The organism is Paenibacillus alvei DSM 29 (assembly GCF_000293805.1).
Classification (GTDB): Bacteria; Bacillota; Bacilli; order Paenibacillales; family Paenibacillaceae; genus Paenibacillus_B; species Paenibacillus_B alvei.
The window spans coordinates 360,898-385,274 of sequence record NZ_AMBZ01000002.1; the positions used below are offsets into that span (position 1 = coordinate 360,898).

At 47.8% G+C, this 24,377-nt stretch carries 20 protein-coding genes; 10 read left to right on the top strand and 10 right to left on the bottom strand.

Annotated elements, in window-relative coordinates; translation table 11 throughout:
- Positions 1-79: 79 nt before the first annotated feature.
- Positions 80-946 (bottom strand): MgtC/SapB family protein, encoded by an 867-nt coding sequence (locus PAV_RS32245; protein WP_005545016.1) that lies wholly within the window; start codon positions 944-946, stop codon positions 80-82.
- A gap of 529 nt (positions 947-1,475) precedes the next feature.
- Between PAV_RS32245 and PAV_RS08045 the strand changes: the two genes are divergently transcribed.
- Complete coding sequence (locus PAV_RS08045; protein WP_005545019.1) at positions 1,476-1,688, top strand: hypothetical protein; 213 nt, start codon at positions 1,476-1,478, stop codon at positions 1,686-1,688.
- Between the two features lie 119 nt (positions 1,689-1,807).
- Here the strand turns inward: PAV_RS08045 and PAV_RS08050 are convergent, their stop codons facing one another.
- The gene (locus PAV_RS08050) at positions 1,808-2,101 is read right to left on the bottom strand and encodes a YciI family protein (RefSeq protein WP_005545021.1); all 294 of its coding nucleotides are present in this window, start codon (positions 2,099-2,101) and stop codon (positions 1,808-1,810) included.
- A gap of 279 nt (positions 2,102-2,380) precedes the next feature.
- On the opposite strand from PAV_RS08050, the gene PAV_RS08055 reads away from it, so the two are divergent.
- The 4 genes from PAV_RS08055 (at position 2,381) to PAV_RS08070 (ending at position 8,294) form a co-directional block, all read left to right on the top strand.
- Entirely contained in the window at positions 2,381-3,766 is a 1,386-nt protein-coding gene (locus PAV_RS08055) for a YjiH family protein (protein ID WP_005545023.1), read from the top strand.
- Between the two features lie 232 nt (positions 3,767-3,998).
- Entirely contained in the window at positions 3,999-5,231 is a 1,233-nt protein-coding gene (locus tag PAV_RS08060) for an MFS transporter (RefSeq protein ID WP_238555798.1), read from the top strand.
- 404 nt (positions 5,232-5,635) lie between these two features.
- On the top strand, positions 5,636-6,595 hold the full coding sequence (locus PAV_RS08065) for a tetratricopeptide repeat protein (RefSeq protein ID WP_005545026.1): 960 nt from the start codon (positions 5,636-5,638) through the stop codon (positions 6,593-6,595).
- A 361-nt stretch (positions 6,596-6,956) separates the two neighbouring features.
- Positions 6,957-8,294: a TrkH family potassium uptake protein gene (locus tag PAV_RS08070; RefSeq protein WP_005545028.1), complete on the top strand. Its 1,338-nt coding sequence runs from the start codon at positions 6,957-6,959 to the stop codon at positions 8,292-8,294.
- A gap of 91 nt (positions 8,295-8,385) precedes the next feature.
- Here the strand turns inward: PAV_RS08070 and PAV_RS08075 are convergent, their stop codons facing one another.
- Positions 8,386-9,750 (bottom strand): nucleobase:cation symporter-2 family protein, encoded by a 1,365-nt coding sequence (locus PAV_RS08075; RefSeq protein ID WP_005545030.1) that lies wholly within the window; start codon positions 9,748-9,750, stop codon positions 8,386-8,388.
- Positions 9,751-10,063: 313 nt separating this feature from the next.
- On the opposite strand from PAV_RS08075, the gene PAV_RS08080 reads away from it, so the two are divergent.
- Positions 10,064-11,041: an aromatic ring-hydroxylating oxygenase subunit alpha gene (locus PAV_RS08080; protein ID WP_005545032.1), complete on the top strand. Its 978-nt coding sequence runs from the start codon at positions 10,064-10,066 to the stop codon at positions 11,039-11,041.
- Positions 11,042-11,205: 164 nt separating this feature from the next.
- On the opposite strand, the gene PAV_RS08085 is transcribed toward PAV_RS08080, so the two are convergent.
- From PAV_RS08085 to PAV_RS35240, 5 genes are all read right to left on the bottom strand, one after another.
- Positions 11,206-11,700, bottom strand: coding sequence for a CcdC family protein (locus tag PAV_RS08085; RefSeq protein WP_005545033.1), 495 nt, complete (start codon positions 11,698-11,700; stop codon positions 11,206-11,208).
- Between the two features lie 171 nt (positions 11,701-11,871).
- Positions 11,872-14,490, bottom strand: a complete 2,619-nt coding sequence (gene hrpB / locus PAV_RS08090; protein WP_005545035.1) for an ATP-dependent helicase HrpB — start codon at positions 14,488-14,490, stop codon at positions 11,872-11,874.
- A 123-nt stretch (positions 14,491-14,613) separates the two neighbouring features.
- Positions 14,614-15,876, bottom strand: a complete 1,263-nt coding sequence (locus PAV_RS08095) for an MFS transporter (protein ID WP_005545036.1) — start codon at positions 15,874-15,876, stop codon at positions 14,614-14,616.
- 168 nt (positions 15,877-16,044) lie between these two features.
- Positions 16,045-16,620, bottom strand: coding sequence for a TetR/AcrR family transcriptional regulator (locus PAV_RS08100; protein WP_040735708.1), 576 nt, complete (start codon positions 16,618-16,620; stop codon positions 16,045-16,047).
- 305 nt (positions 16,621-16,925) lie between these two features.
- Positions 16,926-17,066: a hypothetical protein gene (locus tag PAV_RS35240; protein ID WP_005545040.1), complete on the bottom strand. Its 141-nt coding sequence runs from the start codon at positions 17,064-17,066 to the stop codon at positions 16,926-16,928.
- 103 nt (positions 17,067-17,169) lie between these two features.
- On the opposite strand from PAV_RS35240, the gene PAV_RS08105 reads away from it, so the two are divergent.
- Positions 17,170-17,514, top strand: a complete 345-nt coding sequence (locus PAV_RS08105; RefSeq protein WP_005545042.1) for a DUF1360 domain-containing protein — start codon at positions 17,170-17,172, stop codon at positions 17,512-17,514.
- Between the two features lie 18 nt (positions 17,515-17,532).
- Here the strand turns inward: PAV_RS08105 and PAV_RS08110 are convergent, their stop codons facing one another.
- Both PAV_RS08110 and PAV_RS08115 read right to left on the bottom strand, forming a co-directional pair.
- Positions 17,533-19,026: an amino acid permease gene (locus tag PAV_RS08110; protein ID WP_005545043.1), complete on the bottom strand. Its 1,494-nt coding sequence runs from the start codon at positions 19,024-19,026 to the stop codon at positions 17,533-17,535.
- A gap of 312 nt (positions 19,027-19,338) precedes the next feature.
- Positions 19,339-20,628: an NCS2 family permease gene (locus PAV_RS08115; RefSeq protein ID WP_005545045.1), complete on the bottom strand. Its 1,290-nt coding sequence runs from the start codon at positions 20,626-20,628 to the stop codon at positions 19,339-19,341.
- A gap of 680 nt (positions 20,629-21,308) precedes the next feature.
- On the opposite strand from PAV_RS08115, the gene PAV_RS36835 reads away from it, so the two are divergent.
- The 3 genes from PAV_RS36835 (at position 21,309) to PAV_RS08125 (ending at position 24,288) form a co-directional block, all read left to right on the top strand.
- A complete protein-coding gene (locus PAV_RS36835) occupies positions 21,309-22,148 on the top strand; it encodes an erythromycin esterase family protein (protein WP_274517663.1) in 840 nt (279 codons plus the stop codon).
- Entirely contained in the window at positions 22,112-22,744 is a 633-nt protein-coding gene (locus PAV_RS36840) for an erythromycin esterase family protein (protein ID WP_274517664.1), read from the top strand. Before PAV_RS36835 ends, PAV_RS36840 begins: the two co-directional genes overlap by 37 nt.
- A gap of 107 nt (positions 22,745-22,851) precedes the next feature.
- Positions 22,852-24,288, top strand: a complete 1,437-nt coding sequence (locus PAV_RS08125; RefSeq protein ID WP_005545046.1) for an erythromycin esterase family protein — start codon at positions 22,852-22,854, stop codon at positions 24,286-24,288.
- Positions 24,289-24,377: the final 89 nt, after the last annotated feature.

A 24,377-nucleotide genomic window follows, 5' to 3' on the forward strand; every position in this document is an offset into this window, starting at 1 on the left:
GCTTTCTATTATCTGCAACACGAACAGCACAGCTCCATGAGCGGAAATCCTCAGGACTGTGCTGTTTGTGAGTGATAAGTTATTGCTTGGAGCTCTCCTCTGTAGAGTGATCCTCCTGCTTGCGTTCAAATAAATCGCTAAAGCCCCATTTGCTCTTTTCAGCAATCGGTTCATCAATGCCAAAATGCCTTACGGCTCTCACACACGGCTCAGACAACAGCTTTTCCAGCAGCTTATCGATATGCCAGGTCCGGCATTTTAAGCTTACCTGCAGCAGCACACAACAATGGATATCCATGTCACTTGAATCCTCCGGCGATAAGGGGCCTGTTGTACTTGCTTCTTCCCCTTGTTCCACAGGCTCAATAGAAATGTCTGAAATAGCAATATTCTGTTCCTTCAGAATGAATAGTACCTTTCCGATATGGCGCGGCCCATCCGCAATAACAAGTGCAAGCTTCCTTACAGAAGCAGACTTTGAGAAGGGTGAGAATTTTTTCTCCAACTTGTTGAGCATGAACAAGCTGAAAAATGCCGTAAATGCGGTCAAAAGCGCACCATAATAGAAGCCTGCTCCAACCGCCAAGCCGATTGCGGCAACTACCCATAAGGAGGCGGCAGTCGTCAGGCCTGATACCGTCATGCCTGTACGTAATATCGTACCCGCGCCAAGAAATCCGATTCCGCTAATGACTTGAGCCGCCAGCCGGGCCGGATCCATGCGTACATTCGTTTCATAAATAAAGTCTGAAAATCCATAGCTCGACAGCATCATAATGAGCGCAGATCCTAGACAAACGAGAATATGCGTGCGAAATCCGGCTGCGTGCTCCCCGAATTCGCGCTCCAGACCAATTGCACCGCCCAGTACAACGGCAATAATGACGCGAAATGTAAGCTCCAGCATGCTGATTTGCCATACTTCAGGATGAACGCCTAATTCCATATCTCGATCAGCCTCGTTCACAGATGCCCTGTTCCATCCACTTATCCAGTATTGGAGTAAGAGTACGGGCACATCTTATTTTATTGTAAGCGCTTCCCAAATGAGTTCTGCTAAATCCTCTCTCCCCCGCACTTATATCTGGATGCAGCTTCTCAAGCAATATCCCGTTGAACATTATTGTCTCTCAACTAAACCTTAAGAGCTCCTGAGCCATTATACGCAAGGCGGGAAAATCGAGTATATAATCTGGATTATATGCGCTTGTCACCAAAATAGAACGACTCGTTTTTTATCCTTTCATATCGATAACACTTGAAGCTATTGAAGCGGCTCATACATTCTATGCAGCTTGCGTATTCTGCTCTACTGCTGTGTTGGCCTCATCCAAATAAGCTCCAATGTGCCCACTCATCCCTCCTCTAGCTTCGTTCAATCCGAAAAAGGCGCATTTCAACCAGAAAATAAGGAATGGACATGTAGATGCCTATAGAATAAAGGTATCAAATCAAACGAGAGGACGTTAAATATTATGAAAAAACAACAAACGGTAAAGGACACTTGGAGCAAAATGAAAGGTACGGGGGAAATTTGGGTTTATTCTGGAATCATGATGGGTGCGATAATGGGCCATCTCACCAATAATTTAGGAACATGTGTGGCGGTTGGCTATTGTGCAGGCCTTGCCATGCAGAAAATGAATCAGAGATCAGTTGAAACCTCCACACCACAAGTAGAAGGATAACTCCGATTATAAGCGAAGCGAGACTGCCTACACATTTAGGCAATCTCGCTTTTTTTATATCCTTTATGTATGCGCCTTCGTAAACAGAACCCACGGTTCATGATTCTCCTCAGCCGCAGCTACCGTTGGAATAAACGCGCTTGCAGGCCCTCATCTGCTTTCGTTGGTCGGAAGGCAATATAATGATACGCCGCCACACCATGTACAAAGAATGGATCCTGCTCGATATAAGAACGAGCCTCCTCCTCTGTCTGCGCATCTACGATGATGATTCCTCCTGTTCGAGGCTCCTTCGGTCCTGATAACAAAAATACGCCCTTCGCATAATGCTCGTCCAAAAATGCACGGTGGGCATCCAAATAAACATCTACTTCTTCCACAGACTTCTTATATGTAAGCTCTACAACATACATGCTAGTCCCCCTTCCTGATCTGCTCCACATATGAATGCAGCCGATGAATCAAGTATTTCGCACGAATGAAATGGAGTCAAGTACTGCTCGATGATAACCCGAGTGCCTTCACTATAATGACTTAACGGGGATTTTCAAAACATAGGAAAAACTGGTATACTGCACTTAACTGGGATTCCACTTTTTTCTAACTATTCTACTCTTGGAATTCAACTCTATTTGTATTAAAGTAAACGATGTTGCATAAATATACCGCACTCTAAGGAGAATTATTCATACATGACAGTTAAAAACGACAACATGCAGCAAAATTCGCTTTCCACACAGCATTTGAGTTGGACAGGCTTGCTGCATTTCGCCATACCATCCTTACTTGGGCTACTGCTCTTCGTTATTCCTGTGCCATGGAATGGGGAAGTAACGGTACCCATTGCATTTTTGGCCAAGGTGATCGGACAATGGCTTGCGCCTTGGCTCCCACTGGCTGCCACGATCATCATCGTCCTGGCCTGGATCGGAACTGCATATACCCGCTGGCTGAAGCCGGAGAAGCTGCTGCATCAGCCATTATGGAATGCATTGTTCGCTATATCCCCCTTCTGGTTCGCCGCTCGAACAATAGGAATGATATTTGCGATCATTACTTTTTCTCAGATTGGACCCGAGTGGATATGGTCGGAACATACTGGCGGCATGCTGCTCTCGAGCCTTATTCCCGGCTTGTTCGTTGTCTTTATGCTTGCAGGTTTGCTTCTGCCGCTGCTCGTTGACTTCGGACTGCTTGAGTTCTTCGGCACGCTCATGACCAAAATTATGCGTCCAATCTTTACTTTGCCCGGACGCTCCTCCATCAACTGCATGGCGTCTTGGCTCGGCGACGGTACGATTGGCGTGATGATGACCAGCAAGCAATATGAGAATGGCTACTATACAAAGCGAGAAGCTGCCGTCATCGGAACGACATTTACTGCCGTGTCTATTACGTTCAGCTTCATCGTATTGAGCAATGTGAATCTGGCTCACATGTTCCTTCCCTTTTATGCGACGGTAACATTAGCTGGTATGATCGCTGCCGTTATTATGCCGCGCATACCGCCGCTATCGCGCAAGCCCGACACGTATGCAGCAGGGGCAGTACCCGCTAAAGAAGAGGCAATCCCATCATCATGGAGCCCATGGCAGTGGGGACTTCGCCAAGCAGTCAATAAGGCACGGCAACATGAGGGTGCAGGCTCCTTCATTCGCGAGGGCTTCAAAAACATTGTTGACCTGTGGTTCGGCGTAATTCCGGTTGTGATGGCTATTGGCACAATTGCCGTTGCACTTGCCGAGTATACTCCGGTCTTTCAATGGCTCGGCTGGCCATTCATTCCGCTGCTGCAGCTGCTAGGACTTCCTGAAGCGGAGGCAGCATCACAGACGATACTTGTTGGATTCGCAGACATGTTCCTGCCTACAGTGCTGGGCTCCGGCATTACAAGCGAAATGACCCGCTTCGTCATTGCTGCCCTGTCTGTCACGCAGCTCATTTATATGTCCGAGGTCGGCGGATTACTACTTGGCTCTAAGCTGCCTGTGAACATGAAGGATTTGATTATTATTTTCCTGCTGCGTACGCTTATCACGCTGCCGATTATTGCGCTAGCGGCACATCTACTATTTTAATTATGAAAATCTAAGAAATGGCCCTGTCTGGCGAGATATTTTCTATATTTCTCCAATAACAGGGCCATTTTCTCGATTGCAACAATAAGGAAAAACGATTATCGTTACATCATTCCATAATCTTCATGCGATTAAACAACGCTCTGCTATCAATTCACCTAAGGAAAGGAGTTCCTTCATGGACAATAAAGCATCAACCATTGCAGCGCCCAGGCATCAGACTGCATCACAAATGAAATCTCCGAGCATGGAGCCTGCACCCCATCTTCAAGCAGATACGGTGTTCCGCATTCTGCTTGCCATTAGCTTCGTGCACTTGTTCAATGATTCGATTCAAGCTGTCATCCCTGCAATCTTCCCCATTCTGAAGTCATCTATGAATCTGTCGTATGCTCAAATTGGCTGGATCTCCTTCGCCATCAATGTGACGGCTTCCTTGCTGCAGCCTGTCGTTGGGTATGCAGCGGATCGCAGACCGACACCAGCACTGCTTCCAATTGGAATGTGCTTCACCTTCGCAGGCGTACTGCTGCTTGCCTATGCTCCGAACTATGTTCTGGTGCTTCTGGCTGTCGTGCTCGTCGGTTTCGGATCAGCCGCCTTCCATCCAGAGGGAATGAGAGTTGCTCATATGGCAGCAGGCGCGCGAAAAGGACTCGCCCAATCAATCTTTCAGGTAGGCGGCAACGCGGGTCAATCCCTCGCGCCCATGCTGACAAAATGGATATTTATCCCCTTGGGGCAATCGGGTGCACTCGTATTCACGATCGTTGCAGGGGCAGGCATAGCCGTACAAACCTATATTGCACGCTGGTACCGTACAATGCTGGATAGCGGATATGCCTTCAAAAAGCGGCATCAGGCACGCACGATGGATCCATCGAAGCGCAACCGAGTTATTGCCGCCACCATCGTATTGGTTGTGCTCGTCTTTGCCCGTTCCTGGTACAGTGCCGCCATAGGCAGCTACTATGCCTTCTACTTGATGGATGCTTACCATTTGACACTCGATGACGCACAAATATACATATTCTTATTCCTCGGAGCAGGAGCAGTCGGAACGTTCTTCGGCGGCCCGCTTGCCGATCGCTTCGGAAGACGCAACTTGATACTCGTCTCTATGCTTGGGACTGCGCCGCTTGCCCTCATATTGCCGTATTTATCGCTGTTTTGGGCTGGTGTTGTTTTGGCCTTGACCGGATTTATTTTATTGTCCAGCTTCTCCGTTACGGTAATCTACGCACAACTGCTTCATCCCGGCAACATCGGAACGGTATCTGGACTCATAACCGGGTTCGCCTTCGGCATGGGAGGCATTGGCGCACTTGCACTCGGGTACTTCATAGACACGTGGGGAATTGAAAATGTAATGATCGTATGTGGATTTCTTCCTTTATTCGGTCTTCTGACATGGATGCTTCCAAGCGATAACACCCTTCATCAATGGGCAAAGGGAATATCGTAGCAAGTAAATTTCCGGCGTAAAAAGCTGTTCTCTCAACAGGGGTATCTGCCGTAATGTGGTACTGTGGCAGCCAAATCAAAATAATTATATAAAATGGAAACCCTATTTCCCTTGCTCCGAACGCAGTGTGGGTCTACAATATTGTCAGCTTCACCTGAGGGATTGCGGCCAACAAGCGCAGTCTAATAGACAGCTTTCACGAATGAGTAGATGATTGAAGAAGCGAAGCTAAAGCTGACACATAAGGCATCTATCGAATCCCTTTGAAGGTCGTTAAAACGACCCAGAGGATCATCATTCAAGGCTCAGACGATGAAGATGATCATACGCGTCGATCCATCATTTCAACATTCATGGATTTGCAATAGAGATAACAACCGAGTACATCATGGAGGTGATGGAGGATGCCACAAGTAGAGCATGAGGAGCTGGAACAAACTGCAGAAAAAGAGAACCAGCCCGATGAATCTGGCGAACAGAACGTGACAGCCAAAGAGCTGGAAGAGAGAATACGCCTCCAGGAGGCCATTCATCAGGTAAATGAGCTATATCAGAAGCAGCGCTACAAGGAAGCGCTGGAAGAGGCTATGCGCCTGCAGCAGCAATATCCGGAGCATCCAACCGTCATGTCGCTGGCAGCAGTTGTTCACAAGCCGATCGCACCAGATCAGGCGCTGCATTGGGCCTCTGAGGCATTGAAGCGCGATACGAGACTTCCGGATGCTTGGCGAGTTCGCATGTCCATCTATTATGAGCGCAGAGAATGGCCTGCTTTCGAGACAGCAGCGAGGCAGCTTGCCTTGGTGGCAGAAGAAGATCCAACGCCCCATCTGCTGCTTGCCCAGTATCAGCTGCGCAAAGGCGCACTGGATCAAGCACTTCTATCGCTGGAGCGCAGTATCGACATTGAGCCTGCCGGTATTGCTTATGCTACCTACAGCTATGTACTAGCGCAAATGAAGCGGTATCCGGAATCCCGCGAAGCAGAACGCCAAGCTTTAGCCTGGCAGGAGAAACATGCTTACACCCTGATGCAGCTTGCTTGGGCGGCAGATCAGCGAGATGAGCACGATCGCGCTATGCAATTCATGCAAGAGGCCATCCGTTTAAATCCTGAAGATAGCCAAGTGAGAAACGAATATATGGATGCACTACAAAAATCCCACCCGTGGTTCCGACTCGTATGGTGGCCAGCCCAGATGCTGCAAAAGCTGTCTCCATGGATTTTAGTCATTTTATGGGCCTTATTCGCTCTCATTGAACCAACTCTGCTTATTGCATTTATCGTACTTCATGTATCAACGTATTGGATTAGCCGCGGATTTGTAAATTGGAAAGTATATGGCCGGTTGTGGGTGTCGTAAACGGCACCCCTCTAGCCCCAACAGTTCTAAGAAGACTCCCCCATGCATCCCCACCAGCCCATTTCCCAAGTTAGCTAAGCTTCTATCTCACGAACAACAGGATTCTCTTCATATCTTATCGCACATGTATCATCCCTTTTAAATTCACATACCGATAGAATCACTTCCCTTGCATTGTCCTTCTCAAAATAGGAAAATGTTCGTAAATAAAAATCGACCATTTACATCCACTCTGGGGAACGATATACTAGTGAACGTTTTGGAAAATGATTGATTCGAATGATTATCCAACGTACGCACCTGACTGTAACAGGATTCAATCCTTCCTCATTACTTTTTTATTGTTAAAGGAGACGTTCACATGACTTCATGGAGAAAACGGACAATGCATTGGACGCCTGCTCGTGTGCTGGTTCTCGGCTTTTTGTCTATCATCACAATCGGGACATGCATCTTGAAGCTGCCGATATCCTTGGCGGCTGGCCATTCCCTTTCCTTCATTGACGCCTTGTTCACGGCAACTTCTGCTGTATGCGTAACCGGACTGGTTGTCGTCGACATCGGGACAACCTACTCTGCATTTGGACAAGGGGTTATTATTTCACTCGTACAAATCGGCGGCATAGGCTTCATGTCCGTAGCCCTGCTCTTCTATCTTATGCTTGGGAAACGCATTTCCCTGCGGGAACGACTCATTTTACAGGAGTCGATCAATGCGAACAGTATGGAGGGCATTGTACGAACAATCCGCCGTGTCATTATATTCGTGTTCATTATCCAAGGAGTAGGAACGATCATTCTAACGCTGCGCTGGGCTATTGATATGCCCCTGCTGCAATCATTCTATTACGGATTGTTCCACTCGATCTCTTTGTTCAACAACGGGGGATTCGATCTATTTGGCTCCAGCTTCCAACTGCATGTGGATGATTTCGTAACGAATGTAGTTGCTACTTTTCTCGTGCTGTCCGGAGGGCTTGGCTTCATCGTATTGGCTGAGTTGTACGATTATCCGAAGTCACGACGATTAACACTGCACTCCAAGGTGGTATTGTCCATGACCAGCATCCTGGTTGTTGCTGGCGCCATCTTCATCTTCATTTTCGAGTTCCAAAATACGAATACGCTCGGATCACTTGGGTGGGACGGAAAAATATACGCTTCCTTCTTCCAGTCGATTTCCGCCCGTTCGTCGGGAACGACAACGGTTGATGTGGCAAATATGAAGCAGGTAACCCAATTCGGGCTCATTATTCTCATGTTTATCGGAGCCTCTCCTGGTTCTGCGGGTGGCGGGATTAAGACGACGACATTCGCTATCCTATTGGCTGCCGTCTATGCGATGCTGCGCGGCCGTGAGGATGCTGTGCTGTTCCGCCATCGGCTTGCCAAGGATCAGATCATTAAGGCACTGACGATTATATTCCTCGCTATATTCATGGTGCTGGGCGTATCCATGCTGCTGGCCATAACTGAAGATCAGCCGTTCATCACACTGCTTTTCGAAACGGTATCAGCCGTAGCAACGGTAGGATTATCTATGGGCCTTACACCTGAGATGTCGGCATTTGGCAAATTCGTCATATGTGCCACGATGTTCATCGGCCGTATCGGCCCCATGACGCTTGCATACGCGCTTGGCAACCGCAAGGAGCAGTCCTTATACCGTTACCCTGAAGGAAAGATTATGATCGGATAGAAGATACGATAAAAGGCAGCAAGCGATGCTTGCTGCCTTCTTCTATTTCTGTCGATGTGTTGCTCGGTCAGAAGGAAAAATAGCTAAGAAATTATGACGCAGTCTGTTCCCCACCGGACGCCACCAATGTGCCTTCTGCCGCTGCCTTGTGCTTGCCGCTTGGAATGACCAGGTTGAGAATCAAGGCTGCTAAAGCACCAACCGTGATGCCGGAGGATAATACGTACACGGCGAAGTCAGGCAAGCCCTTTAACGCTCCGTCTGGCAATACTGTCACGGCCATCGTAAGCAAAATTGGCACGCCGATAATCATCATGGCACGCTCGTCCAGATCGACAAATTGAATGACTTTCAACCCATTGACGACAATAGCCACGCAGACAACACCGAAGATACCGTTAATAACCGGCTCTGGAATGCAAGTAATCGCCGCAGACAGCTTCGGCATAAGACCAAGAGCAATCAAGATACCGCCGCCTGCCATAATCGCCATACGGCTCCCTACGCCGGTAACCGCGATAAGCCCTGCATTAGAGGAGTATCCTGTCATTGGCGTTCCGCCGAACAATGACCCTACGAAGCAGCCCAAGCCTTCTCCTGCTGCTGCACGGTTCAAGCGCTCATCTGTAAGCTCCTTGCCTGTAATAGAGGAGATGACGAACCATGTTCCTGTCGTTTCAATCAAGATAATGAAGTAGACGAACATCATGGTCACAATCGCACTTAGATTAAATTCAGGCGCACCGAATGGGAAGAAGCTAGGAATGGAAAATGCATCAGCCTCTGCCACTCGTGAGAAATCAACCTTGCCAAACATCGACGCAAAAAGTGTTCCTGCCACAATCGCGACAATGACGGAAATAAGACGTGACACCGTGCCCAGCTTCTTCGATTGGCGACCAAGCAGCATGCAGATAATTAAAACGCCTGCAGATACAGCGGCAATCAGAATGTTGGTCCACAAGTTGCCTTCCGCGCGGTAAATATTATTCATTCCCGTTGGCATCAGCGATATGCCGACGATCAAAATAACCGTTCCCCCTACAAGCGGTGGAATCATCCGGCGTACTGCCTTCGCGAACCATTTCAGCGGCATGCCGAGCAGCATCATCAGCAATGCACCCGGTATCAAGCTCCCCGTCATAGCTCCTAATCCAAGCTTGCTTCCAATCGCCCCCATTGCGCCAATAGGCACGTAAGACGGCCCCTGAACGACAGGAAGCCGCAAGCCGAAGCCAGTTTGGATTAAGGTCGCAATTCCTGTTCCGATAAAGCACATTTGAATAAAAAACGATGTATCCGTTGCATTTAGTGACAGCAATCCTGCAATAATGATCGGTGCAATGTACAAATCCATAGCCAACACATGCTGGAGTCCTAACAGAAAGGCCTTTCCGGCACTGATCTTATCATCCACTCCAACGACAAGGGTGTTCGACTTCGCTGATTGTTCCATGTATGCTCATCCCCCCCCACGTATGCTGTAACGTTCGTTATGATTTTGATCACACCCTGATTATAGAGTGTACATTTCGTTTTGTATAGGTAAATTACGAATATTAATTAAATATTTTTTGTATATTGTTCGTGTTTTATGTTGACTCGCACAAATATATTCCCTAAAATAAACGTGTGCGCAGAAAAGACGAAAGATTTCATTCAATTTCTTAATACTTTTCTACACATGATTTTGCTCACTCAATAGATGAGAACATTACATTCGGATTCAGCTTTTGATTGCCGGATCATTAAAGGAGACTGTCTACATCATGATCGTAAATGATGCCGTATTGCGTAATGAATGGATTGTTGCTTGCCGTGCGCAGGATGTGCAAGAGAAGCCGCTGCAGGTGCTGATAATGGGAGAGCGCGTCGTCCTGTTCCGTAATGAGGAAGGTGTGCATGCGTTCAAGGATTTGTGCGTACACCGTGGGGCCGCCTTGTCGCTAGGATGCGTGAAGGATGGCAAGCTTGTCTGTCCGTATCATGCTTGGGAGTTCGAGGGCTCCGGCGCCTGTTCCCGAATTCCGCAGCTGCCCGCGGAACAAGCCATTCCGAAAAAGGCTCATGCGATTACGTATGGTTGTGAGGAACGCTATGGATTCATTTGGGTCAATCTAGGGAATGCGGATATACCGTGGTTTCCATTTGAAGAATTCGGTGCTGAAGGCTGGCGCAATGTTATATGGGGCCCTCAGTCCGTGGGTGCCAAGCCGCCTCGCATTGTAGAGAACTTCCTTGATGTGGGACATCTTGCTGTCGTACACGAAGGTTATCTAGGAGTCGAAACGCATACGGAAATTGGCGATTACCGAGTTCACCGCGTTCCAGAAGGCATTCGCTCCGAGGAAATTGAAGTGTTTCAGCCAGATCCGGACGGCTCCGGTCAAGCAAAGAATGTCTATTATACGTATGAAATTGCCCGTCCGCTTACCGTCAAGTTTACGAAGCGCGACAAGGAGACAGGTCATCTCATGTCCATATTGTTAACGGTGCAGCCGAAGGATGAAGTAACCTCTGTCGCATACGGAATTCTATCCTTCAACTATGACCCAGGTTTGGCTGATGATGAGATTGTGAAGTTCCAAGACATGATTTTTGCACAGGACAAGCCGATTGTGGAAAATCAGAAACCTGAAGATTTGCCGCTTGATTTGCAAGTGGAATTATCGCTCAAATGCGACCGTGTCAGCATCGCTTACCGCCAATATTTGAAGGAGCTGGGCATTGTGTGGGGCACGGCATAGTTACAGTGCTATGAATAAATGCCTGAACCGCCTCCAGGTTTTATTTTGAATATAGTAAAAATACCCAAGAATATTTTATTACTATCATAAAAGCTGTATCCTGCCTTGCTTCTTCAAGACAGGATACAGCTTCTTTCGTTATCGAACATCCATAAAAGATTTTGTTACTGCTCACTTTCCACTTTCTCTGCCATCAGCTTCTTATACTGCATCATCATAGCCAAGCGCCATGGCAGCAGCATGCCGAATGCAAGAATAAAGAACAGGGACGCACTCTGTGAAATTGAAACATATTGCTCCACGACATCATGCAGGATGAGTCGCAGTACGAGCAACCCAACAATTACAACAATGAACATATTCGATCGTTTTAAATAAACTTCCTTGCCGATCCGTTCAAAACGCGATGTGCGAATAAGCGGATAGGCGAAGATCGAAGCCCCTGCAAGAAAAGCGCCAATGGCCCATAGCCACGGAATGCGCACCGCCGGAACGAGAAACATGCCGAAGCCTGTTGCCATGCCAATTGGCGGCATAATAATCTTCTTCATTGAGGTCGGCTTGTTCGACGCGCGCAAACGAAGCACGATAACTGCTGTCCCTGCACACAAGGACACAATAAGCGACATTAACTGTGATGACACGAGTGCATGTGACATGCACCTTCACCTCCATAAACTACAAGCCGTGTTAACGCTGTTTTTATTCTGTATAGATTAGACCCGCTGGTCATTTCCTGTATTTTATTATATCGAATTCTGATTTCACATACCAATAGACAGCAGAAGACTACTTGTATCTACTACAAATCAACTCAATAGGGCGATATCTCATCCTTTATTCGCTGATGGCCTCGTTCGCCGAGTTGCAACCGCCTCGAGTGGATTATCCGGCCAATAGTGCTTCGGGTATCGTCCCTTCAAGTCTTTTTTCACGTCAAAATAAGTGCTCGCCCAAAAGCTCGCCAAATCCTGCGTTACCTGAACCGGCCTTTGTGCCGGAGAGAGCAGATGCATTGTTAGCGATACGCGGCCCCTGGCAATGCGCGGCGTATTGTGCAAACCGAATACCTCCTGCAGCCTGACAGCCAGCAATGGACGCTCTGGATCACTGTAGTCTACAGCAATGCGAGAACCGCTCGGCACCGTGATATGCGTTGGCGCCTCTTGATCCAATTGCTGACGCTGTTCCCATGACAGCATCGATTCAAACACTGCAACTAAGTTCAGCTTGCCAAGATCGTCACGGCTTCTCATGCCGTACACATGCGGACCGAGCCACTCCTCTAAGGTGGCGAGAAGCTCCTCCTCACCAGCAGCTGGCCATTCCTCTGGCAAATGCCGATGCATGAATTGAAGCCGCGCCTGACATTGGCGCGCCTGCTTCGTCCACGGGAGGATGTTCAGCCCCTCCTGGGCGATGCCATCCAGCAACGCGTGCAGCACTTCGTCTGCGTCTGGAGCACTGTGCGGAATATCCTTGAGCGTAAGCGCTCCTAAGCGAATGCGCTCTCGGGTACGGACAGATTGTGTTGTCCGATCCCAAGCAATATGAGCTTCCCGCGTTAATTCAACAGCAAAGTGGCGTTCAAGCATGGCTTTACTAAGCGAGGCTGCCAGCAGAATGCGGCCATCGGCGCCCGCATCATCAAGCTGCACAGCAACGATGTATGGTGACTGTGCCAGCAGGGTTCCGTTTGCAACAGCTTGAGTAAAGGCCGCACCGCGACCGTTCCGAAGCAGGTAGCGCCCATCTGGACGACGCTCGGCAATCCGATCCGGATAGGCAAATGCAGCAAGCAAGCTCCATGCATCTTCTTTACTCATATCACCATTTTTAAAAGCTAGCGATCGCTTATGATCCACCTGGACGCAGAAGGCATGCTGATACTGCTTCGCTTGCTCGCGTATCCGCCGACGCACACTCTCATCCACCTCAGCATGGCGATGAGGACGAGATTGCGAACGTCCTTCATCAGCCAGCAGTTCCATACGAAAGCATAAGTCCGGATTGGGCGCTGCTGCTCGCTGTCCTGCTCCTTCATGCTCGCTCAATACACCGGGACTGCTGCTGTGGCGGATAATATCCCGCTCTCCGAGCAGTGCCGCCAGCATACATGCATCTTCTTCTAACCCAAGCTCCATACCCTTGGTAATCATGTGAGCGAAACGCGGATGCAAACCTGACTTCGCCAGTATCCGTCCATGTGGTGTCAATGCCCTTGCCTCAGATAGTGCACCCAATTGAACGAGCAGCTCTTCTGCTTGGCGCAATGCAGCGGCTGGCGGCTGTGTCAGCCACCTCAGATCAGCGGCTTCCGCCCCCCATGCCGCCAGCTCCAAGGCAAGCGGAGCCAAATCAGCGGCAAGAATCTCCGGCATATGATGGGCTGAAAGCTGTCTCTCTTCATCCAGCGTCCAAAGACGGTAACAGATGCCCGGACCAAGACGACCTGCCCGGCCGCGCCGTTGATCAGCAGATGCGCGCGAGACAGGCAGCGTCTCCAGTCTAGTAAGACCTGTTCGCGGCGAAAAGCAAGGTACACGCATTAGTCCGCTGTCGATGACAATGCGAACCCCTTCCACTGTCAAGCTCGTCTCCGCGATTGCAGTAGCCAACACGATTTTACGAATTCCATTCTGTGATGGAGCAATGGCGGCGTCCTGTACAGCCGCCGACAGTTGTCCGTACAATGGAGCAACATTTACACGTTCAACCATTGCAAGCCTAACAAGCTCTTGCTCCAACCTTGCTTGTACACGCCGAATTTCCCCTGCTCCCGGCAGGAACACCATCATGTCCCCCTCTTCACGATGGAGGGCAGCCATTATCGTGCGCACAACACGCTGCTCAAGTGGTGCATCCTCCCGTCGCTCGGCATATATCGTCTTAACCGGATAGCTGCGCCCCTTGCTGGCAACCACAGGAGCCTCATTCAGCATCGCCGCGACGGGCTCTGCTTCAATCGTCGCCGACATGACGAGAATGCGCAGATCCTCGCGCAGTACCGTCTGTGACTCTATCGCAAGAGTCAGACCCAAATCCGTATGCAAATGCCTCTCGTGGAACTCATCGAATATCACGAGTCCTACACCTTCCAAGGAGGGATCTTCCTGAAGCATACGAGTCAGAATCCCTTCTGTAATAACCTCAATTCTTGTCTTCTCGCTAATGCATGTGTCGAGACGAACGCGATAGCCTATCGTCTCTCCGGCCTGCTCTCCTAAGGAACGAGCCATATAACGTGCAGCAGAGCGAGCAGCAATGCGCCGCGGCTCCAGCATCAGAATCCGCTGTCCCTGAAGCCACGGTTCATCCAACAGCGCAAGCGGCACACGGGTGGTCTTCCCTGCTCCCGGCTCTGCAACCAATACTGCCCCTGTATGGCTGCTTAACGCTGACTTTAATTTTGGCAATACCTCATCTATCGGCAAATGGTTTTCTTTCATTCCGTCCTTCACGCCCTCCATACCATCAAAAAAGCTGTCTCATCCATCATAGACGAGACAGCTTTCCAACTTCAACAATTATCAAATCATGCTCCGAACACCCGATCTAGTGATATCGTCATATCAACGATTATAGACACTTTCACCAGCAGAGACGGTTACACCCACAGGTTGTTCAGCACTCATTTTTAGCGAAAACGTGTGCGTATGCCGACGCTTCATCATAGACAAGCCGAATGTGACAGAAACAATGAGCAAGCTAATGACAATGAGCGAAGCCATCACAGGCAATGCATCTGTCAGTACTCCGCCTGCAAGCGGACCGAGCATCATTCCTGCCGCATGAATCATGTTGAACAGCGCATAAGCAACCCCGTAATCACCGCCGGATGAGTCCCCATCCACGATCGCTCCGAGTGTAGGCAAGGTTGGAGATAACGTGAATCCGATCGCCGCTCCAATTAGACATCCTGCCCCCATAAGCAAAGGGACACTGCCTGCAAAAGCGATAAGAGGAAGCGTAAATGCCAGTCCGATCAGTCCAATTAACATCAAGCGAAATGGGTTATGCTTACCTGCAAGTGTTCCTGCTATTGGCGCTATTAATCCATAGCTTAGTGTCATCACGCCGAACAGCATGCCAAGTGCGAGCGGAGACATCTGGAAGCGCTCGGTCACATATACCGGCAGCAGTGGCTCCAACATCGTCAGTGTTGTCTCAGCCAACAAAATAACGAAGGCAACAAACAGAATCGTACGGTGCCGCAGCAAAGAGAAGGTTCCCCCTCCCTCAGCAGAGCGTTCTTCCCTTACTGGCTCACGCAGCAAGAGCAACACAGTAATCGAGATGACGGCAGTCAACGCGGCAGCGAACCAGAATGGCGTATGATGGTCGCCAACCTCGAATAACCAGCCCCCAATTGGAGCTCCAAGCAAAGAGCCCGATGATATTCCTGTCATGGCGAAGCCCATCGCTGCACCTCGAACCGGCCCCGGGAACAGGTCGGCCAGCAGCGCCATTGCTGCCGTCCAAGAAGCTGCTGCAGCCAAGCCTTGCAGGAAGCGTGCCATAATAAGCATCGCGGTCGTTTGAGAAAATACGAACAGCAAGGTAGACATCATCATGAACAGCAAGCCCATAATGATCGTCTTGCGTCTGCCGAATCGATCTGCGATGCGGCCGAAAAAGGGAGTCGTAAGAAATAACGCGGCCGCATAACTGCCAAATAGTATGCCAAGTGTCGTCGACGACATCGAATACTGTTCTGTAAAATAAGGTACAACCGGAATGAACAAACTGTACAATAACATGTCGATAAATAAAATGCCGATAACGAGCACGAGGCCAATCCACTGTGTACGACTAATCTGCCTCATGAAAGACATAATCCCACTCCTAAAACTAATTTGTTTTTATAAGTTTTCTTAGTCGAAAGACTGAGCCAATTGGATCAGTCCTAACAACTGTTCATATATGACAAACCGCAAGCCTGTTGCGCGTTTATCTAGACTTCATCACAAGTTGAACTCCTAGTTGTGTTGAATCATCCACAATTAAGCCTGCTCCTGAGAGGCATCTCTTGTCACAAGCCCGTATAACACCATATCTGCTATGGATTGCAAAGCATCTGGCAGCGAAATGTTCTGCTTCGCAAAAAATCGCTGATCCAAGGTCGAATTGAATGCATCTGTAATCACCTTCACGATGAAGGCAGCATTATGCCTCAGGATGATGCCTTCATCCATCCCTTGTTCCAATAAATTGCGCAGTATCTCCCATTCATCCCGCAGGGCGTTGTCGATTTTCAGCCACTGCTCTGGGTATGCTCGCTTCATCTGCTCAAGAATCCGATTATCATACAGCTCGAAATGATTTGGCAGCACGGTCATGACTGCCTTCATTTTATCGAGAAGCGACAAGGTATTGTCCTTCATAATCTCTGCTGTCTTCGCATCACTTTCGTGCAGGGTCTGCTCGATAATCGTATCTAGCAACTCCGCTTTGGAGGAAAAATGTTCATACAAGGTACGCTTGCTCATCCCAAGCCGTCGCGCCAAATCGTCCATCGTGAACTTAATTCCTTTATCCTGAAGCTCCTCGATAAATGCCTTCATAATCCGTTCGCGCATGAAATCCCCCCATTCACGCCGATTGAAAACTACAAAAACAAAAACAGTTTCCTTAGTTAATGTCATCATTATATCTCATCAATTAGCCAACAAGCAACCGTAGAGCAGCCTCTCTATTGAAAAGCAACAATTAACCATTCAATGGAACTATTTTCGATGTGGTTTTTTGACAACAAAATAGGCCTGCTCGTCTCACGACGGGACAGGCCTCAAGTTAGGAGCAGGAGCCATTCAATGAACTAAATCTGAATCACCTTACAGTGGTCCAACGCATATGTTGGAGTATATCCTACCAGCTACACGAATTATCTGATCGGCTTTATTGCCGATACCGCCTCAACTTTTCGTGCAGTCATCTGAATACCGTGCGAAGGTTGCGGCTTCGCATCGCTCTGGATGACCTTGACTGGGCTGCTGACCTTATTCATCTGGTTACAGAAGCACATCGTCTGTCACCTCCCTTTCCTATATCCATTTCTAGCATATGCAGTCTTTCGCTAGATGGATTGGACATGTCGACATCCGCTGAGCGGAAAGGAGAACTGAGAAATGATTAGTTGGATTGAGCTGTTCATCTTGTCGCTGGCTTCCTTTCGCCTTACGCATCTACTCGTCTATGACGACATTATGGAATGGCTGCGCAAGCCTTTTTTGTCTGTCACATTTGAGACAGATGAGAATGGCAATGTGTCTCGGATTACGGAGCCAAAGGGGACAGGGCTCCGTTTTTGGCTGGGCTCGCTAATAAGCTGCCATTGGTGTACAGGCATTTGGTGTGCCACCCTGCTGACCGCCCTTCAATTCTATGTCCCCGTCTTGTATCCATTTATCGTTCTATTAGCTGTCGCTGGAATTGCTGCTCTTATTGAGACCTACTTGTTGAGAAAGATGTAATCATATGCATTGCCTCCTTTAAGCACAAAAAAGGAGCCCAAGCTTTGCTTGGAGCTCCTTGTTGTATACCTGTATATCTTTATCGATTTTTTTATTGAGTCTGGCGATCAATGGCAGGATTAAGCCAAGACCGAGCAAGATAAATGGTGTCAGCACGTTCAACATCAGCTGGAAGTACCATTCCGTCGTAAAGGCTTCAACCTTAGGGAACATCCCCATGATACAGGCGAATGCTGTAAAGATGAAACACCACAGACCAATCATAAAACCAACCTTACGATTTTTTACAAATTGATAGTCTGATTGGAACTTGTCTGATAGCTTCATAAGAGCCATGAAGGCTGCAAATACCCATAGGTATCGAAGCGGCATCACGATGGAATTCAAATCAAGCAGCCAGTTGAACAGTGAGTTCATATTGCCGATACCAAGAGCCGGAATGACAATCAAAATCCCAACAAGCACGGCCGTCATAATGTAACCATTTACTGGCGTATTGTGTTCGTTTGTCTTCATCAGCTTCTGAGGCACGAACTTCTTATCAGCATCAAGCAGCAATACTTTTAGCGGCGCATCGATGGAGAAGGCCAATGCTGAAATTTGCGCAAGTGTGTTCGCAATCGCGTACAGCACTAAGAATGTAATGCCGATTCCATAATATTCGCCTAGCATCTTAAACGCATAGTATTGACCGTTCATTTTCAAATCTGCAGGAATATTGTTCGAGTCGAACATCATACCCATGGCGAAAGATCCTAGTAAGGCACACACAGCAACCATGCCTGCTAGGATAAGCATCCCACGTGGAAATTCTTTCGATGGATTGTTTGTGTTATTCACGTAAGGCGATATTTTTTCCGCTCCACCTACAGCAAATACGAGCATAGACAATGTCGTAAAGTAGGCAAAGTTGAAGTCTGGGATGAACGAGCTCACCGACATATCCGCCGTCGCAATCGTTGCCCCTGTCAGCGCAGGTGCTGTTACCGCAAGCACAATGTACAGGAGGGACATAATAAATATCGACATACCTGCAATCGTACCAATTTTCTTTAGAGAAGAGATGCCGCGGGATGCAACCCACAGGAACACCAAAAATACTGCCAAGCAGATAAGTTGCAGTGTCAATGTAGAAAATTGCTTAATAAAGTTCCCGCTTCCTGTTACTGTCCAGCCTAGAGAGATAAGGATCGCTTGCGGCTTCTGTGCCAAGTACGGGACGTGAACAACCCAGTACGTCCACGCAGCCAAATAAGCGACTGTAGGACCCATTGTTTCTTTGACCCAAGAGCTTACGCCGCCTTGGTCATTTTTAAATGTTGAACCCATTTGTCCAACCATGAGTGCGTAAGGCACGAAATAAAGCGCGATAATAAGTACCCAAGAAGTTACAACTGTCAATCCTTGGTTCGCATAGTTATTAACAACGTTGCCAAACCCCCACACGGAGACGAATGCTATCAAGGCAATATTATACCATCGAAGCTTTTTGTTATCGTCGTTGTGGTTCATGCTATAAAAGCTCCTCTCACTATTTCTGTAAATATATTCATCAAATGTCACCAGACACTTTACTACTTTACTAGTATACAATTATAAAGATTTGGATTCATGGAGAAGTTTTTTCATCTGTTGGTTCATATTAGGTTATATGTATTCTCTATAAAATGACCCTTTCCCCCACATGCTATGCCTCCCCAGTGCACATCTCCTTCATTAAAAACGTACTTGCTTTTTAGGAATAATGGAACGGCATAACAAAAAGCCCCGGAATCGTTACTCCGAGGCTTGTCCATTCATTATATTCTGTTCTCGCCAACCGCCTTAGTGGGCTGGGAAGAAAACCATTTGGATGGCGAAGATAACGCCAAAAACGTATAAGATCGGATGAACTTCCTTACCCTTGCCGCTGAACAGCTTCATAAGCGGATACGTAATAAAGCCAATCGCAATACCTGTAGCAATGCTGGATGTCAGCGGCATGCTGATCAGAATGGCAAATGCCGGGAACGCCTCATCGAAATGCTTCCATTCAATACGCGCTAATCCGTCCATCATGAAGCAGCCAACAATAATAAGCACCGGTGCGGTAATCGCCGGCAAGGATGAAATCCCTGCAATAATCGGCGAGAAGAATAATGACAAGAAGAACAATCCTGCTACAACAGCGGAAGTCAAGCCTGTACGACCGCCCGCTGCAACACCAGCCGAGGATTCAATGTACGCACTGGACGGTGTTGTCCCCATCAAGGAACCGGCTGTAGTCGCAAGTGCATCTGCCATCAAAGCCTGCTTTGCACGGGGAAATTGATTATTCTTCATCAGACCTGCCTGCTCCGCTACCCCTATCATCGTACCCGTTGTATCGAAGATCGTAACGAGCAAGAAGGCAAATACAACCGTATAAAGACCGTGAGTGAATACCCCTATAATATCCAGATCGAACAGCACTGGTGCAGTAGGAAGAGCAACAAACCCGTCAAACTTCATCAAACCCATAAAATAGCCGATGATCGCTGTAGCTGCCATACCGATGAACAAAGCTCCCTGTACTTTGCGAGCCATTAGGATTAGCGTGATAAACAACCCCGCTAAGGTCAGCACGGTTACTGGTTTATGCAAATCTCCGAAGGCAACCATAGTCGCTTCATTCGGCACTACAATACCGGACGATTTCAAGCCTATGAACGCGATAAAGAGACCAATCCCTGCGGTAATGCCGAACTTCAGTGAACTTGGAATCGACTGGATGAGTGTTTCCCGCAGCTTCGTAAACGTTAACAGCAAGAAGATAATACCAGCTAAGAACACTGCCCCAAATACGACCTGGTAGCTGACGCCTTGTGAAGCTACTACAGAAGCGAAGTATGCATTCATCCCCATTCCCGGTGCTACAGCAATCGGATGATTTGCGAACAAAGCCATATATAACGTACCGATAATAGCCGAGATCACTGTTGCAGTAAACACTTGCTGGAAGGGAACTCCAGCACTCGACAATATCGCTGGATTCACGACAACGATATAAACCATCGTTAAGAACGTTGTAATACCCGCCGTAAGCTCTGTGCGTGCGTTCGTTCCATTTTCCTTCAATTTAAACCATTTTTCCATTGGATCAAGCTGCTCCTTTCATAAGCAACAAAACTTTCACTTAGGCATCTTATTAGAAAGGCGATTTTTTGTCAATGAAATTCTCCATTTATTCGTTTTTGGGTCACATTTACTCCTAGATCACCCACGTACTCCCTAAATTTTCTGCACAAAACACGAACATTCACGGCATAACTGTTATCCCTGCCATGCCGGTATCCCCATTTTTATCAACCATTTCTACACCATGGACTGCTTTCTATACCCCGCCTCTTCCCTCAGCGATATATGCTAGGTAGATCAATATTTCCTAATGGTTAGTATGCCTATAATGGAAGGTTCCGCATTCTTCGAATGTTGTTTTTTCAGAAATCATCCGACAAAATTTGCTTTCATTGACACCATTCAACCGCCTATTTGCTCCATTCGCCAGAAAGGGAACGCTTTTCAACCTAAATATAAGGCAAGCTTCATTCGCCTGAGATAGGATAGGAACATCACCGATACGAGAGGAGTTCAAACGGATGAACAAACAGCAAAGATGGGATTGCAAGCACTGCTGTTCTTTAGCGAAGCCTTGCTTGCCGTATATATAATCAAGCATATGACTTAACCCAGTTGAACTACGAGTTTGTCCTATTTCCCGGAAAATAATATCAATTCACATATGCATTTCATCTAAATTATGAGGAGAGAAATTAATGAGAACATTTACAACTAACTGGAAACGGAAAAGCATTCACGTCCTTTTCGCCTCTGTCATTGCTCTAGGAACGATGCTCAGTTGGCAGCCTGTCGCGTATGGACAATCAGCACCGGCGGCGTCCATGGATGCGCAAAACAAAACAATTTCTGGTTCAACCTCCAATCAATTTACAGAAGAATGGCATCAATGGATCAAAAATAACGCATACGCACTAGAGTCCATACTGCCTGAGCAAACCAAAAACGGCCTCATTGCTAGTGACCGCTTCAAAGACCTGGACATGCTGAAGCCGCTGCTGTCGGATAAGCGCATTGTATATTTGGGAGAAAGCTCGCATGGCGTCGGAGAATTCAACTCTGTCAAAGCACGGCTTATTCAATTTCTTCACCAAGAACTCGGCTTCAATGTCGTCGCCTTCGAATCTCCGCTTGGCAATGCAGCAACCGCCTTCGGCAGTGCAAAGACAAGCACGGCTAATCAACTGATGAAGAAATCAGTGTTCCCGCAATGGTGGGCCAAGGAAACGACCCCATTGTTCCAATACATTCAGGAGTCGCAGTCGACTGACAATCCAATTCAGCTTACTGGATTCGATATGCAGTCTTTGGGCCCTTTCTTGAACGGTGAAGTGTTGAAAGATCAAGACCTGGCGAAACGTTTAGCAGAAACAGAGAAGAAGCTGTTCCAATGGGGAAATACCGAAGACCTCGCAGCGTATTCGGCAATTAAACCTGACTTACAGAAACTCTATAAGGACGTTAAAGGAAAAATTGCAACGAATGAGAACCAATTGAAAAAATGTATCCTGACAACCCGCACATCGTCGCGATGGTAAACCGGACATTGGATGATCGCCTTCGCGTTGTGGATGAGTATATTGAGTTGTCCATTAAGGCGAATGTGGCTGCGCAAGCAGGCGACTATGCGGTAATGACGAAGATGATGGAATGGCGCGATAAAGCGATGGCCGATAACCTGCTCTGGCTCGCAACCGAAATTTACCCAATGGAAAAAATCATCGTCTGGGGCCACAATGCCCATATCAGCAAGGCGGAATCTAAAATGGAGCAATCATTCATGCCTGTGGCAGGCCGTTTTATGGGTGAAATCATGCAGGATTCGATTAATGGACCTTACAGCTATACGATCGGCCTTTATGCAGGAAGCGGAACTACGCATGATAATATTGGCGAGCCGTTGGCAATTCAGCCTCTGCCGGCAAGCTCGATCGAGTCCATTATGAAAGCGGCCAATCGGCCATATTCCTTCGTTGATTTGCGCTATGCAATGAAAGGTTCAGGGACATCGTGGATGGACGAGCCGCGTACCGCCCTCTACTTCGGGTTATTGCCAGAGGTATTCGTTCCGCGCGAGCAGTACGACGGCATCCTTTACATTGACAAGGTGCAACCGCCAACAACAACTAACTAAATGCAACTTATAAATTATTAACTTGGATTCGTAAATAAACAGCAGCCGTTAAACGGACGATTGCAGACAACGCCGCTGCGACACATAAAATCTGGAGGTCAAATTACATGAAATCGCAAAAATTAAACTGGAAACGCCAGAGCATGTCCTTGGCTCTCGCTTCCGTTATTGCACTCAGCACACTGCTTTCTTTCGGAGTAGTACCTGTATATGGGCAAGCTTCGGCTGACAAGCAAGATGCGCAATTGGATCAAGCACGCACCAGTTCACAAACACGTGACGATTGGAAGAAGTGGCTGAATGACAATGCCTTCTCTATTCAATCGATTCAACCTGAACAGACTGGATTGGACGCATATATTGTGCCTGAGAAGTTTAACGATCTTGAAGCATTGAGGCCGTTATTGCAGGACAAGCGGATCGTTTATTTAGGTGAAAGCTCACACGGGGCCGCACAATATAACTCTGCCAAAACACGCCTCATTCAATATTTGCATCAGGAGCTTGGCTTTAACGTCATTGCCTTCGAAACGAATTTGGGCAATGCTGCTGGCGCTTATGGCAACGTCAGCTCGCAATCGCCAATTTCCACGATGAAGGACTCTATTTTCCGCATCTGGCGTGCACAAGAAACAGTGCCGCTGTTCCAGTACATCCAAGAGACGAAGCGCACAAAGAAGCCGCTTACGCTGGCTGGCTTCGATATGCAGGCACAAGGTATCATGTTCTCTGCTGACTGGCTGGGTAATGTGAAGCTCGCCAAGCAGTTTCGGGAGACCGAATTGGCACTAAGCGAATGGGCAAAGAGTTTAGATCTTGAAGGCTATCAGAAGGTGAAGCCTCGCTACCTGAAGCTGTATGAGCAAGTGAAGACTGCGATACCGAAGCGCGAACAGGCGCTGCGCAAGCAATTCCCGGACAATCCGCATATCGTACAGCTTGTAGAACGCGCAATTGATAATCGGATCCAAATTGTTCGCGAATATATGGAGTTGACGATTAAAGCAAACCCATATATGGAAGGCAAGTCTCTTGATTACATGTCCATGATTCAATCATGGGAGTATCGCGATCAGATGATGGCCGAAAATTTGGTATGGCTTGCTGACCATGTATATAAAAATGAAAAAATCATCGTATGGGCCCATAACGGACATATTAGCAAAGCACATTCGAAAGAGTTCGGTATTACACTGCCGCTTCGCAATATGGGCGAGATTATGCAGACAACCAAGTACAAAGACCAAGGATATGTAATGGGCTTATTCTTGGGCAAAGGGAAGAATGCACATGTCACGCGCGAGATCTTCGACGTGCTGCCGCCTATGCCGCACTCTGTAGAAGAAATCATGAGCAGCTTTGGCAAATCGTTTTCCTTCATCGATATGAGTCATGCGCCAGCAGTTCCAGGCACGACTTGGATGTTACAGCCGCTGACCTCGTACGTAACCGGCATTTCGCCAATAAGCAGCATTCCGCGCGAGCAGTATGACGGTATATTGTTCATCAATGAGGTAACACCTCCAACTTATTTAGAAAAGTAAAATTAGAGTTAGAGTCTCAAACCTTATAAGAAGACACTGATCCCCCTTTTGAAGCTCAAAACATAAAGTACTGATTTAACTTTTTGATA

Excerpts from the sequence above, each read along its gene's own strand:
- PAV_RS32245 (WP_005545016.1), bottom strand. The coding sequence starts at position 946 with ATGGAATTAGGCGTTCATCCTGAAGTATGGCAAATCAGCATGCTGGAG.
- PAV_RS08045 (WP_005545019.1), top strand. The coding sequence starts at position 1,476 with ATGAAAAAACAACAAACGGTAAAGGACACTTGGAGCAAAATGAAAGGT.
- PAV_RS08050 (WP_005545021.1), bottom strand. The coding sequence starts at position 2,101 with ATGTATGTTGTAGAGCTTACATATAAGAAGTCTGTGGAAGAAGTAGAT.
- PAV_RS08055 (WP_005545023.1), top strand. The coding sequence starts at position 2,381 with ATGACAGTTAAAAACGACAACATGCAGCAAAATTCGCTTTCCACACAG.
- PAV_RS08060 (WP_238555798.1), top strand. The coding sequence starts at position 3,999 with ATGAAATCTCCGAGCATGGAGCCTGCACCCCATCTTCAAGCAGATACG.
- PAV_RS08065 (WP_005545026.1), top strand. The coding sequence starts at position 5,636 with ATGCCACAAGTAGAGCATGAGGAGCTGGAACAAACTGCAGAAAAAGAG.
- PAV_RS08070 (WP_005545028.1), top strand. The coding sequence starts at position 6,957 with ATGACTTCATGGAGAAAACGGACAATGCATTGGACGCCTGCTCGTGTG.
- PAV_RS08075 (WP_005545030.1), bottom strand. The coding sequence starts at position 9,750 with ATGGAACAATCAGCGAAGTCGAACACCCTTGTCGTTGGAGTGGATGAT.
- PAV_RS08080 (WP_005545032.1), top strand. The coding sequence starts at position 10,064 with ATGATCGTAAATGATGCCGTATTGCGTAATGAATGGATTGTTGCTTGC.
- PAV_RS08085 (WP_005545033.1), bottom strand. The coding sequence starts at position 11,700 with ATGTCACATGCACTCGTGTCATCACAGTTAATGTCGCTTATTGTGTCC.
- hrpB (WP_005545035.1), bottom strand. The coding sequence starts at position 14,490 with ATGAAAGAAAACCATTTGCCGATAGATGAGGTATTGCCAAAATTAAAG.
- PAV_RS08095 (WP_005545036.1), bottom strand. The coding sequence starts at position 15,876 with ATGTCTTTCATGAGGCAGATTAGTCGTACACAGTGGATTGGCCTCGTG.
- PAV_RS08100 (WP_040735708.1), bottom strand. The coding sequence starts at position 16,620 with ATGCGCGAACGGATTATGAAGGCATTTATCGAGGAGCTTCAGGATAAA.
- PAV_RS35240 (WP_005545040.1), bottom strand. The coding sequence starts at position 17,066 with ATGTGCTTCTGTAACCAGATGAATAAGGTCAGCAGCCCAGTCAAGGTC.
- PAV_RS08105 (WP_005545042.1), top strand. The coding sequence starts at position 17,170 with ATGATTAGTTGGATTGAGCTGTTCATCTTGTCGCTGGCTTCCTTTCGC.
- PAV_RS08110 (WP_005545043.1), bottom strand. The coding sequence starts at position 19,026 with ATGAACCACAACGACGATAACAAAAAGCTTCGATGGTATAATATTGCC.
- PAV_RS08115 (WP_005545045.1), bottom strand. The coding sequence starts at position 20,628 with ATGGAAAAATGGTTTAAATTGAAGGAAAATGGAACGAACGCACGCACA.
- PAV_RS36835 (WP_274517663.1), top strand. The coding sequence starts at position 21,309 with ATGAGAACATTTACAACTAACTGGAAACGGAAAAGCATTCACGTCCTT.
- PAV_RS36840 (WP_274517664.1), top strand. The coding sequence starts at position 22,112 with ATGTATCCTGACAACCCGCACATCGTCGCGATGGTAAACCGGACATTG.
- PAV_RS08125 (WP_005545046.1), top strand. The coding sequence starts at position 22,852 with ATGAAATCGCAAAAATTAAACTGGAAACGCCAGAGCATGTCCTTGGCT.